This window comes from Streptomyces sp. NPDC058274, from assembly GCF_042881375.1.
Taxonomy (GTDB): Bacteria; Actinomycetota; Actinomycetes; order Streptomycetales; family Streptomycetaceae; genus Streptomyces.
The window spans coordinates 276,388-288,528 of sequence record NZ_JBHVXW010000009.1; the positions used below are offsets into that span (position 1 = coordinate 276,388).

Consider the following 12,141-nt stretch of genomic DNA (forward strand, 5'->3'; position numbering starts at 1 on the left):
TGGCCGAACAACCAGCAAGGAGAAGCGTGACAGCGGAAGCCGACATCCTCATCGTGGGCGGCGGACTCGGCGGCGTGGCCGCCGCACTCGCCGCGTGCCGGGCCGGACGCAGCGTCGTGCTCACCGAGGAGACCGACTGGATCGGCGGACAGCTCACCTCGCAGGCCGTGCCGCCCGACGAGCACCCGTGGGTCGAGCAGTTCGGGACAACCGCCTCGTACCGTCAACTGCGCGAGGGAATCAGGCAGTTCTACCGGCAGTGGTACCCGATGCGTGCCGAGGCGCTCGCGCTGACGGACCTCAACCCGGGCGCCGGACGGGTCAGCAAGCTCTGCCACGAGCCGCGGGTGGCCCTGGCCGTCCTGGAGGCCATGCTCGCGCCCCACCGGGCGGCCGGACGCCTGACCGTCCTCACCGAACACCGGCCCGTCGCGGCCGAGTCCGACCACGACGTCGTACGAGCCGTGACCCTGGAAGGACGCCTCGAAGGCCGGCGCGTCACCGTTGCCGCCCGCTACGTCATCGACGCCACCGAGACCGGCGAACTCCTGGACCTGGCGGGCGTCGAGCACGGCTGCGGCGCCGAGGCGCGGTCCGAGTACGACGAACCGCACGCCCCCGACCGGGCCCAGCCGCTCAACCAGCAGGGCATCACCGTGTGCTTCGCGCTCTCCCACCACGAGGGCGAGGACCACACCGTCGACCGCCCCGAGGGCTACGGCTTCTGGCGGGACTACCGCCCCGACTTCTGGCCCGGCCCGCTCCTCGGCTTCGAGGCGCCCGACCCGCGCTCCCTGGAGCCCGTCCCGCGCACCTTCGTCCCCAACCCCGACCTCGACCCGCTCGACGTGAGCGCCGACCAGAGCGCGGACGCCGGCGACAAGGAACTGTGGGGCTTCCGCCGCATCCTGGCACGCAGGCTGCACCGGCCCGGCGCCTTCGACTCCGACATCACGCTCGTCAACTGGCCGCTCAACGACTACTGGTTGAAGCCCCTGATCGGAGCCGGCGCCGAGACCGGAGCCCAAGCGGTCGCCGAGGCACGGCAGTTGTCCCTGTCGGTCCTGTACTGGCTGCAGACCGAGGCCCCCCGCGCGGACGGCGGCACCGGCTTCCCCGGCCTGCGGGCGCGCCCCGACGTGACCGGCACCGCCGACGGCCTGGCGAAGGCCCCCTACGTCCGCGAGTCACGCCGGATCAAGGCCGTCACCACCGTCACCGAGCACGACGTGGCGATCGACCTGGTCGGCCCGTACGGCGGAACCAAGTACCGCGACTCCGTGGGCGTCGGCGGCTACCGCATCGACCTCCACCCCTCGACGGGAGGCGACACCTACATCGACATCGGCTCCGTTCCCTTCGAGATTCCGCTCGGGGCGCTGGTGCCACGACGGGTCCGCAATCTGCTGCCCGCGGGCAAGAACATCGGCACGACCCACATCACCAACGGCTGTTACCGGCTGCACCCCGTGGAGTGGAACGTCGGCGAGGTCGCCGGCGCGCTCGCCGCCCACTGCCTGACCGAGGACGTCGAACCGCACCAGGTGCAGGCCGAGGACAAGAGGTTCGAGGCGTTCGCGCGCCTGCTCGACCGCGACGGAGTGCAGCGCCACTGGCCCGACGTACGCGGCTACTGAACCGGTGCGCACGGCGCGCCCCGGCCGCCGTATCCGGTGCGTGAGCCGGGCGGGCCGACTCCATCCGGCCCGCCCGGCGACCGCCCGCGCACCACCGACACAGCACAAGGAGGTGTTCCGGCATGACCACCCACCGCGTCCGCGTCGGCATCGACGTGGGCGGAACCTTCACCGACGCCGTGGCCGTGGACGCCACGACGCTGCGACTGCTGGGACAGGTCAAGGTCCCGACCAGTCACCATCACGAGGACGGTGTCGCGCACGGCATCGTCGAGGCGCTGGACCGGCTGCTGCGGCAGGTCGACCGCGCTCCCGCCGATGTCGCGTTCCTGGCGCACGGCACCACTCAGGCCACCAACGCCCTGCTGGAGGGCGATGTCGCCACCGTCGGCCTGATCGGCGTCGGCACCGGACCCGGCGCCTTCCTCACCCGCCGGCTGGCCGCCCTCGGCAGGCTCGAACTCGCCCCCGGGAAAAGGCTTCCGCTCGTCTACGCGCACGTCGCCGACCCGGACGACACCGCGGCCGTCCGTGAAGCCGTCCGGGAGTTGAGCGACGGCGGAGCCCAAGTCCTCGTCGCCACCGAGCCGTTCGCCGTTGACCGGCCCGAGGGGGAGCGGGCCGTGCTGGAGGCGGCCCGCTCCGCCGGGCTCCCGATGACGGCGGCGCACGAGATCACCTCGCTGTACGGGCTGCACAAGCGGACCCGCACCGCCGTCGTCAACGCGGCCATCCTGCCGCGCATGCTGGCCACCGCGGACCTCGTCGACGCGTCCATCACCAAGGCCGGGGTCACGGCACCGCTGATGGTCATGCGCTGCGACGGCGGGGTCATGGCACTGGACGAGATGCGGCGCCGTCCGCTGCTGACCGTACTGTCCGGCCCTGCGGCCGGTGTCGCCGGTGCCCTGATGCAGGAGCGGATCAGTGAGGGCGTCTTCTTGGAAACCGGCGGCACCTCCACCGACATCAGCGTCGTCCGGCGCGGCCGGGTCGCCGTCCGGCACGCCACCATGCTCGGCAGGACCTCGTACCTCAACGCGCTCGACGTACGCACCGTCGGGGTCGGCGGCGGCTCGATGGTCCGTGTTGCCCACGGCCGCGTCACGACGGTCGGGCCGCGCAGCGCCCACATCGCGGGACTGTCCTACGCCTGCTACGCCGACCTGGACGACCTGCGCGACGCGACGCTCGCCACGGTGCGCCCGATGCCGGACGACCCCGATGACTACGTGGTGCTGGACGCGGCGGGCGGACGGTTCGCGATCACCCTGACGTGCGCGGCCAATGCCCTCGGCCGTGTTCCCGAAGGTGACTTCGCACGCAGTGACCAGGAGGTGGCGAAGGCCGCCATCGCGCCTCTCGCCGCCGCCCTCGGCGTGGACGTGCCGACCGCGGCCGCGCGCATCCTCGACGCCGGCGTCGCGCAGGTGAGGTCCGTGGTGGACTCGCTCGTCCGCGACTACCGACTCGACCCCGACACGGCGGTCCTCGTCGGCGGCGGCGGAGGGGCCGCATCCGTCACACCTCATCTGGCGGCGCTGACCGGGATGGAGGGCAGGATCGCCCGGCACAGCGAGGTCATCAGTCCCATCGGAGTGGCGCTCGCGCTGCTGCGGGAGCAGATCGAGCGGATCATCCCGGGCGCCGGCCAGGAGCAGATCCTCGCCGTACGGGCCGAGGCCGAGCGGGCCGTCGTCGACCAGGGCGCCGCGCCCGACGGCGTCGAGGTCGAGGTGACCGTCGACCCGCAGACCAGCACCGTGCGCGCCATCGCCACCGGGGCGACCGAACTGCGCACCCAGGACCGCTCGCACAGCGCCGACGCCACCGAACGCCTCGCCGCGGCCGCCGCCAGCCTCAAGACCGACCCGGCCGAGGTCCGGATCCTCGCCGGCACACCGGCCCACACGGTCTACGGCACCGAGGTGCGCCGCCGGCTGCGTGCTCCCCGGCGTCCCGTGCGCGTCGTCGACGCCGACGGTGTCGTACGCCTGCACTCCCCGGACGCGCGCGTGACCGCCACCACCGTGGCAGCCGCCCCCGAACTCCTCGCGCACCTCGTGCGGGAGGCGACGTCGTACGGCGACGGCGGCGTGCGCGCCCCCGCGCTGCGGCTGCTCCTCGGTTCCCGCATCGCCGACCTCTCCGGCGTGCTCGACCCGCAGCCACTGCTCGCGCTGGCCCGCAGCGAGATGCGCGACCGCGCGGCCGACGAGCCGGTGGTCGCCGTCCTGGAGGTGCGGTCATGAGCGGAGTGCCCACGGGAGTCAAGGGCGAGGAGAGCGTCGCCCGACCGCTGACGGACGACCTGGACCTGGCCGTACGACTGCTGGCTGCCACGCCCACGCACGAAGGGCGTGACCCGGCCCTGTTGCGCCGATGGGCCCGGGCCGCCGACGCGTTCGGCTCGGCACTCGAACCCGGTCCGCCGTGCCCCGCCCGGATCGTGGAGCGTGACGACGGACTCGGGCAGCTGCTGCTCGCCCGCTACTCCTCGCGCCCTGCCACCGTCGAGCTGTACACCGACACCATCGACCGGGCCGAGACGCTGATCGACGAACTCGGCTGGCGCTCCTGGTATCCCGTCGGGTCCGTGCGGGCCGCGGCTCTCGCCCATGAGACGGCGCACGCGCTGCTTTACCGCGCCGAGAACAGGACCGCCTTCAGAGCGGCGATCGGGCACACCGCCCTGCGGATCGGCCGCTTCCGTGTCCTCGGCCATGTCGCGGGGGCCGAGGAGATCGCCGCCCACGCCTACGCCCGTACCGCCTGCGGACTCGGCCGCAGCCCCCTCCTGCTCACCGTCGCGCTCGCCGCCGCGGTGCGCGCACCCGGAAGACAGAGGTGACCCATGGGTGTCGTCATCCTGCTCGTCATGGCGGCCGGTGTCGCCGCCATGCTCACCCGCAAACTGCCGACGGCCTTCGCGCTTGTCGTCCTCGCCGTCGTCATCGCCTTTCTCGCCGGCGCTCCCCTGACCGGCAAGAACAGCGTCCTCGACACCGTGCTCCAGGAGGGCGCGCCCGCCCTGGCCGCCACGATGATCGCGATCGTGCTGGGCTCCTGGCTGGGCAAGCTCCTCGAGGAGACGGGCATCGCGGCCACACTCGTCCGCAAGATCGTCGAGTTCGGCGGCGACCGTCCCGTCGTCGTGGCCCTCGGGGTGCTGGCCGTGTCCGCGCTCGTGGGCACCGTCACCGGATCCGCTCCGGCCGCGATGCTCGCCGGGCTCATCGGCATCCCGGCCATGATCGCGGTGGGCATTCCGAAGGTGACCGCCGCCGGGACCGTCCTCATGGGCATCGCCGTGGGCATTCCCTTCGAACTGCCCATCTGGCAGTTCTTCTCCACAGCCCTGGACCTGCCCATACCGACGGTGCGCGGCTTCATGGTGAAGCTGTTCCCCTTCGCCCTGGTCGCCGCCGTCGCCTATGTGCTCGTCGAATCGCGCCGCCGGGGCGTGGAACACGCCTGGTCCCTCAAGTCCGTGCAGGACAAGCCGCGTTCACCGACCCGGCGGGAGCGGCTGGGTGACGCGCCGTGGTACGCGCTGCTCACCCCGGCGGTGCCCCTTGTCCTCGCCCTCGGCTTCGAACTCGCCATCATTCCCTCGCTGTTGGCCGGTGTCCTGTACGCCCTGGCCACCACCACCCGCCCCCGCGACATGAACCGGCGGCTGCTGCGCACTCTGTACGGCGGATTCGAGGTGGCCGCCCCGCCGATCGCCCTGTTCATCGCCATCGGCATCCTGCTCGCCGCGGTGAAGCTGCCCGGCGCGGTCGACGCGCTCGAACCGCTGATGAAGGCGGTCAGCCCGCACAACGCCGTGCTGTTCGTCCTCGTGTTCACGCTGCTCGTGCCGCTGTGCCTCTACCGAGGGCCGCTGAACGTCTTCGGACTCGGCGCCGGCATCGCCGGCGTCCTCATCGCCACGGGCATCTACCCCGCCGCGGCCGTGCTCGGCATGGCCACCTCGTACAACCAGGTCTTCGGAGTCGCCGACCCGACCAGCACACAGACGGTGTGGGCCGCCCAGTACGCGGGCGTCTCCCCGCAACAGGTCATGGTGCGCACCCTCCCGTACGTGTGGGCCGTCGCCCTCGGCGGGCTGTGCGTCACCGCGGCCACCTCTCTCTGAACCCCGACCTTCCGGACCTTCTGGAGCCGACCATGTCCGAGCCGCGATTCGACCGCCGGCTGTTCCTGCGCGCCGGGGCCGCCACCGGCGCCGCCGTCACCCTCGGCGGACTCACCGCCCCGGCCGCGTCCGCCGCACCCGGCGGATTCCCCGACTACACGTACGTCCGCACCCTGCTCACCCCGTCCCGGCTGAAGTACAACCCGACCGGCGAGATCATCTTCCCGTGCATCCGCGGGGTGTACGACAAGCTTTCCTCCCCACTCGGTCGCTACTACCTGTACTACGGGCCGCACGACGCGCCCGGCGGCATCTGCCTGGCCTACGGCGACTCCCTGGAGGGCCCGTTCACGGAGTATCCGAACAACCCGATTGTCGCCCGCAGTTGGGCGCCCCACTACTCCGTCAGTCATGTCGCGTCCCCGCACGTGATGTGGCACGAGAGCGCCAAGGAACTGTGGCTGTACTTCCACGGTGAGAACACCACGACGCGGCTGGCCCGGTCCAAGGACGGCATCACCTTCACCTACGACAAGGTCGTCCTGTCCACGTCGATGCTGCCGAGCGGCACGACCGAGACGTCGTACGCCCGTGTCTTCCCGCACGAGCTGCCGTCCCGAGGCGCCCACTACGTCATGGTTTTCATGCTGAACAACACCACCAACCACCGTGACATCCACTGGGGTTGGTCGGCCGACGGGCGCACCTGGAGCTATGACCAGCAGCCGCTGATCCGGCACACGGACGTCGGTGCCGTCAACGTCGGCGGGCCGCATCTGCTGTACCGCGACAACAGCACGTACGTCGTCTACAACAAGGACAAGGAGAGCGGCGGCGACCTGATGATCACGGAGGTGGGCAACGACTTCAGCAAGCGCGCGCATCTCGGGGTCTTCTACAACTCCCGGGACTCCGCGCCCGAGAATGGCCGTGCCGCAGCCCCGTCGTTCGGCACCGACGGCGGTGTGCCCTACATGATCTACGAGGCGGGGGAGCGGCTCGCGGGATCCATCGCCATGGCTCGCGCCTGACGGAGACGTTTGGGTACCGAAGCCGACCGGGGGCGCGAATCCGGCGAAGGTGACTCCGAGGCCCTGTTGACGACCTCATGGCACTCCGGTTGACTCGCCGCCCGGCGCCGGAACCGCTTCCGACGCCGGGGGCGCCCTGGCGGGGTGTCAGGAGGCAGCCATGCGTGTGACGATCGCCGATGTGGCCCAGGCGGCAGGAGTGAGCAAGACGACCGTCTCCCGGGTGCTCAACACCCGGGCCGACGTCGACGCGTCGACCGCGGCCCGGGTCCGCGACGTCATCAACCGCATGGGATACGTGCCCAGTTCGGGTGCCGTGGGCCTCGCGCGGGGCACCAGCAGGACCGTCGGCATGCTGGTGCCGTCACTGACCTGGCCCTGGATGGGCGAGGTGCTGCAGGGCGTGGTCGACACGGTGGAGGCCGCCGATTTCGGCCTGCTGCTGTTCACCTGCAACCGGGGCGCCGAGTCCGTCGCCCGGTTCACCCGCCAGGTGTCGGCGCGTGCCTTCGACGGCCTGATCGTGGTGGAGCCGGAGAACACCCTCGACATGCTGACGGCTCTGCACCGGGACGGTCTGCCCGTCGTCCTCGTCGACGACCGGGGCCGCCACCCGGAGTTTCCGTCCGTCACGGCCGCCAACTTCGAGGGCGGCGCGTCGGCCGCGCGCCATCTGCTGGCCGACGGCCGGCGCAGCCCGCTGGTGCTCACCGGGCCCCGGCGGTTCGGCTGTGTACGCGACCGGCTCGCCGGATTCCGGGTCACCTGCGCCGAGCGGGGCATCGGCGTCGATCCGGTGGCCGAGGGCGACTTCACCGAGGCGGACGGCTATGCGCGTGTGCGCCGACTGCTCGCCGAGGGGCGGGAGTTCGACGCCGTCTTCGCGCACAACGATCTCGCGGCGATCGGCGTACTGGGCGCGCTGCGGAACGCCGGCATCCGTGTCCCGGACGACGTCGCCGTCGTCGGCTTCGACGACATCCCGGTGGCCCGGCACACGGAGCCCTCGCTGACCACGGTCCGTCAGCCGATGCGGGAGATGGGGGAGACCGCGGCGCGGATGCTCCTCGCCCGCCTCGCGGGAGGGGCCTCGCCGGCCTCTCCCGTGGTCCTGCCCACGGAAGTGATCGTCCGGGGCTCGGCTCCGGCTCACTAGTTCGTGGCCCAGCAATCGGGGGGCTCGGGTCCCACTCACTGGTTCGTGGCCCAGTGAGTGTCGGGGGCTCGGCTCCGGCCCACTGGTTCGTGCTCCGGTGAGCGTCCGGGCTCGGCTCCCGGCTCCCGGGCGGGCCTTCCGGAACGGCCCGCGAGACATGGACGACCCGTCCATGTCGTGGCGCGCGTACCGGACGCGCGTGGCACGGAAGCGACGACCGGGGGCGACGCACCCTCTTGACGGATGGTTGGTCCAGTCCTAGCTTCCGAGTCAGTTGTTCAACAACAGGGTCGAAGTTCACTCACATGAACATCGATCACCCCCCACCTTCAGGGAGTTGAGATGCTCTCACGCCTGCGGGCGCTCACCGTCGGGACAGCGGTGTGCGCCTCCTCGATTCTTGTCGCACCCTCGGCCTTCGCCGAGGTGGAACCCGGTGGCTGGACGTCGGTCTCGCCGACCTTCACGGTGCAGGAGCGGGGGTGCGGTCAGGTCAGCGACCTGACGTTCCAGCTCACGTGCTCCACGGCCAGCGGTGACCAACGGGCTGAACGACGCTATGCCACGTACACCGGAGGCACCCGTCAGTTCGAGGGCTCCTTCCGTGTCACCAGCCTCAGCGGCACCCGGATCAGTCTCAAGCAGACCTTCAACGAGTCCGCCGCGGGCCCGTACTTCATGCTCGCCGTCGAGCGCGGCGGCCGGCTGTACGCGGTCGAGGGCGGCGCCACGCTCTCCAACGCCGGCACCGTCGGGGCAACCGTCCGCGTCAACACCGTGCACCAGGTGGGCAGTCAGCACCGTACCTACATCAACGGCTCGCTCAAGCAGACGATCTCGAGCCCCAGCGGCAGCTTCTACGACAAGTTCGGCGCCTACCGCACCAGCAGCGGCAACGGACCGGCCACCGTGGTGTGGAGCGGCATCCACTTCTGGCGCAAGTAGCCGCCGCCGTATGCCCCTGCGCATGCGCCTCGCTGTGCCGGCAGTGCTGCTCGTGGCACTGTCGGCCTGCTCGGCGCCACCGAGGACCACGACGAGTGAGGCCGGCCGGGCCCTGAGCGCCGTCCTGACCACCCCCACCGACATCGACCTGACCTGGAAGGGGCAGCGGCCCGGGACATCAGGCCACGTTCTGGAGTTCGCGACGGACAACGCCGGCCCCTACACCGTCCTGCAGTACCTGCCGCCGAGCGTGGTGGCCTACCGTCACCCCGATCTGATGCCGCACACCACGTTCTTCTACCGGCTGCGGGATTTCCGCGGGCCGGCCTCGGACCCGGTCCGGGTGAACCTGCCCGAGGGCGAACTGACCACCGCCGACGAGGAGTCGAGTCACGCCTGGCTCCCCGCCCGCAAGGTGGCCGCGCGCGAGGTCCCCGGAACGCCCCTGCGGATCTCCGGCACCGGAGCGCCCACCGGACTCAAGGCCGAGGTCAAGCACGCGAACGGCATCCTCTTCACCTGGACCGACCACGCCTCCGACGAGGACGGTTTCCTGCTGGAGATCCGCCGGCAGGGCAGCACCGTCTACGAGCCCCTGGTCGTCCTCGACCCGGACACCAACGCGACCGGCCTGATCACCCTCCCGGCCGAGAAGCGGGCGTCGTACCGGATCCGTGCCTTCACCTACGGAGCGCGGTCGAACGTGGTCCGGTTGAAGACCGGGGAATGAGGAGCGGGCGCCCGGCGGACACCCGGGCGTCCTCGGTCAACTCTCGCCGCCCGCCCGCGACATGCGCAGCGCGAGGTCCTGGAGCAGATCGGCCGACTTCACGTCGGTGCGCCCGGCGTCATGCAGGTCGGCGAGTTCGGAGAAGAGGAAGGCGAAGGCACCCACCAGCGAGATGGTGGCGGGCAAGTAGGCGTCCGCGACGGCCTGCCCGGCCTCCGCGGGGCCCGCGTCGCCGGGGACCTCGACACTGGGGAACACCTCCGTCACGAGCGCGCCGAGCTGGGTCTCGGTCGAGTCGACCTCGGCGTCCTCGTCCTGGGCGATCCTGCGGACCATGGCGTTGGTCTCGGTGAGGACGCCGATGGCTCGCAGGATGATCTCCGTCTGTTCCATGCGGTGAGCCTAGACGGGCGACCCCCTCCGTGGTCAGGGCGTCCGGCGATCCGTCCGGCGGCGAACGGCGGCGCCCGGGACGCTCACCGCAGAACGGGCGCCGCACGAAGTGACTCTCACCGCGGCGGCGCGAACCGGTGCTCAGGGCGGAGCGCGAAGTCACCCTCACCGCGGTGGCGGCCGCCACTCGAAGAGAAGGATCGTCGCGTCGTCCCGCAGCCGGTCGCTCTGCGAGTCGAGGATGGAGTGGATGAGACGGCGCAGGGTCTCCGGCGCCAGTTCGCCGCCGGCGGTGGCGCGGATGATGGAGTCGGTGAACCGTTCGAGCCCGAATTCACTGCCGTCCCGGGTCCGTGCCTCGGTTACCCCGTCGGTGTACATCAGGACGCGGTCACCCGGTTCCAGGGCGGTCTCGTGCACCCGGCGCGGCTGCGAGGCCAGCAGGGACGGCAGCCCCATCGGCGGGTCCGCTTCCCGGTCCAGCGCACCGGCGACCACCCGTTCGTCGCGGATGAGCAGCGGCGCCGGGTGCCCGCAGTTGCTCCAGCGCAGTAGGCCGGTGGCCAGGTCGAGCTGGGTGACGACCGCGGTGCAGAACTGGTCCGGCAGCCACTGGGACAGGGCACTGTCGACGGATTTCACCAGATCCGGCAGATCGGCACCGGTACGGCGCGCGTTGCGGCACGCGGCCAGCGCCACCGACGTGGTCAGCCCCGAGGCGAGGTTGTGCCCCATGGCATCGAGGATCGTGGCGTGCAGCGTGGTCTCGGTGAGCGAGTGGTCGAACGCGTCACCGCCGACCTCGTAGGCCGGTTCGAGGACCGCCGTCGACAGGGCGTGTGTGGTGCCGATCGTGCGGGGCGGGAGGAAGGCGCGCAGCATCTCGGCCGGCAGCTGCATCGGTTCCGTGCGCATCCGCCGTACGAAGGAGTCCTTGTAGGCACGCTTGGACGTGATCATCATGGCGAGGAGCGCGGCGAGTGTCCTGGCGCGGCGCAGCGACGCCGGGTCCAGCGCCGGTGACCGCACGGCGAGCACGCCGAGCCGTTCCGCCCCGTCCAGCAACGGAAGCCACGCCGTCATCCCGCCGAGCTCCGACTCCTCGACGCGCAGCGACTGGGTGCGGTACGTCCAGCCGGCGAGCGAGTCGTCGATGTCGAGCGCCCAGGCCACGTCCGTGAGCGGGATGAGCCGCCGCTGCTGCAGGTCGGCGAGGTAGACGACGGAGTGCTGCAGGCCCAGAGCCTTGGAACAGCGGGCCACCGCGGTCGTCAGGTCCAGCGCCGCGTTGCGCGGGTCGGCGAGGAATTCCGCCAGCAGCCCCTCTTCGGTCTCTGCCGTCGCCACTGCTTCTCCCCTCGTCGGGACGTCGGACCATGATCCGGGTGCGCTTTCGAGCAGTCTCACACCGGTCCCCGTCGGTCGCCCGGCGACCGCCGTCGCCCCGGTGCCGTCGCCGAGCCGTCACGCACCGTGTTCCTCACCCGTCCCTGACGTGCCGGAACGTGTGGTCTGGCGCAGCCTGGATACGCGGGCTGCAGAACACCACACCCGTCCAGGAGGTCACAGACACCATGGGCAGTCAGAACGGCGACGCATTCATGGGCGACGAGGTCTATCAGCCCGAGGGGCCCGACGGCCGTGAGGACGAGGGCATCCTCGATCCCGAGGACACCCTCACCGACCGTGAGTCCGACCCGTACGACGAAGGCTGGTCGCCGCCCGAGCGGCCGCTCGGCGTGGAGCACGAGGGCACCACCGCGCGGGAGCAGCAGGAGGGCGAGAGCCTGGACCAGCGCCTGTCCGAGGAGCGCCCGGATCCGGCGCTGCGGGAGTCGGACTCCGATGACGGACTCGGCGATCTCCCCGACGGCGAGGGCGAGCCGCGCGACGACGAAGTGGGCGACGGCCGGGCCGGCCGCCTGGTCGCCCCGGACGAGGGCGCCCACGAGGACGCAGAGAAGGACATGCTCGCCGAGGACGTGGGCATCGACGGTGGCGCGGCCTCCGCGGAGGAGGCGGCCGTCCACCTGATCCCGGACGACGACGACCCCGACTCGCCGTAGACCGGCCCTTCGGCGGCCGGCCCCCGGCCCCGCAACTCCCCA

Annotated in this window: 11 protein-coding genes; 9 read left to right on the plus strand and 2 right to left on the minus strand. The window is 71.5% G+C overall.

Annotated elements, in window-relative coordinates; genetic code table 11:
- Positions 1-26 precede the first annotated feature (26 nt).
- The 8 genes from ACFVYF_RS20545 to ACFVYF_RS20580 all read left to right on the plus strand — a co-directional run bounded on the left by ACFVYF_RS20545 (position 27) and on the right by ACFVYF_RS20580 (position 9,640).
- Positions 27-1,637 carry an FAD-dependent oxidoreductase gene (locus ACFVYF_RS20545; RefSeq protein WP_389457208.1) on the plus strand — a complete coding sequence of 537 codons (1,611 nt, stop codon included), beginning with the start codon at positions 27-29 and terminating at the stop codon, positions 1,635-1,637.
- Positions 1,638-1,759: 122 nt separating this feature from the next.
- Complete coding sequence (locus tag ACFVYF_RS20550; protein ID WP_389457210.1) at positions 1,760-3,889, plus strand: hydantoinase/oxoprolinase family protein; 2,130 nt, start codon at positions 1,760-1,762, stop codon at positions 3,887-3,889.
- The gene (locus ACFVYF_RS20555; RefSeq protein WP_389457211.1) at positions 3,886-4,488 is read left to right on the plus strand and encodes a hypothetical protein; all 603 of its coding nucleotides are present in this window, start codon (positions 3,886-3,888) and stop codon (positions 4,486-4,488) included. The genes ACFVYF_RS20550 and ACFVYF_RS20555 overlap by 4 nt, the downstream gene beginning before the upstream one ends.
- Positions 4,489-4,491: 3 nt before the next feature.
- Positions 4,492-5,778: a TRAP transporter large permease subunit gene (locus ACFVYF_RS20560; protein WP_389457213.1), complete on the plus strand. Its 1,287-nt coding sequence runs from the start codon at positions 4,492-4,494 to the stop codon at positions 5,776-5,778.
- A 32-nt stretch (positions 5,779-5,810) separates the two neighbouring features.
- Positions 5,811-6,809 carry a hypothetical protein gene (locus tag ACFVYF_RS20565; protein WP_389457215.1) on the plus strand — a complete coding sequence of 333 codons (999 nt, stop codon included), beginning with the start codon at positions 5,811-5,813 and terminating at the stop codon, positions 6,807-6,809.
- Positions 6,810-6,969: 160 nt separating this feature from the next.
- Positions 6,970-7,965, plus strand: a complete 996-nt coding sequence (locus ACFVYF_RS20570; protein WP_389457217.1) for a LacI family DNA-binding transcriptional regulator — start codon at positions 6,970-6,972, stop codon at positions 7,963-7,965.
- A 342-nt stretch (positions 7,966-8,307) separates the two neighbouring features.
- The gene (locus tag ACFVYF_RS20575; RefSeq protein ID WP_383274324.1) at positions 8,308-8,910 is read left to right on the plus strand and encodes a hypothetical protein; all 603 of its coding nucleotides are present in this window, start codon (positions 8,308-8,310) and stop codon (positions 8,908-8,910) included.
- Between the two features lie 22 nt (positions 8,911-8,932).
- Positions 8,933-9,640 (plus strand): fibronectin type III domain-containing protein, encoded by a 708-nt coding sequence (locus tag ACFVYF_RS20580; RefSeq protein ID WP_389457218.1) that lies wholly within the window; start codon positions 8,933-8,935, stop codon positions 9,638-9,640.
- A 36-nt stretch (positions 9,641-9,676) separates the two neighbouring features.
- Here ACFVYF_RS20580 and ACFVYF_RS20585 read toward each other — a convergent pair whose 3' ends face one another.
- Together ACFVYF_RS20585 and ACFVYF_RS20590 are read right to left on the minus strand one after the other, a co-directional pair.
- On the minus strand, positions 9,677-10,033 hold the full coding sequence (locus tag ACFVYF_RS20585) for a hypothetical protein (RefSeq protein WP_389457220.1): 357 nt from the start codon (positions 10,031-10,033) through the stop codon (positions 9,677-9,679).
- A 165-nt stretch (positions 10,034-10,198) separates the two neighbouring features.
- Positions 10,199-11,380, minus strand: coding sequence for a PP2C family protein-serine/threonine phosphatase (locus ACFVYF_RS20590; RefSeq protein ID WP_389457222.1), 1,182 nt, complete (start codon positions 11,378-11,380; stop codon positions 10,199-10,201).
- Between the two features lie 227 nt (positions 11,381-11,607).
- Here ACFVYF_RS20590 and ACFVYF_RS20595 point away from each other — a divergent pair, with 227 nt between their 5' ends.
- Positions 11,608-12,099 carry a DUF5709 domain-containing protein gene (locus ACFVYF_RS20595; protein ID WP_389457224.1) on the plus strand — a complete coding sequence of 164 codons (492 nt, stop codon included), beginning with the start codon at positions 11,608-11,610 and terminating at the stop codon, positions 12,097-12,099.
- The last annotated feature ends 42 nt before the right edge of the window (positions 12,100-12,141 follow it).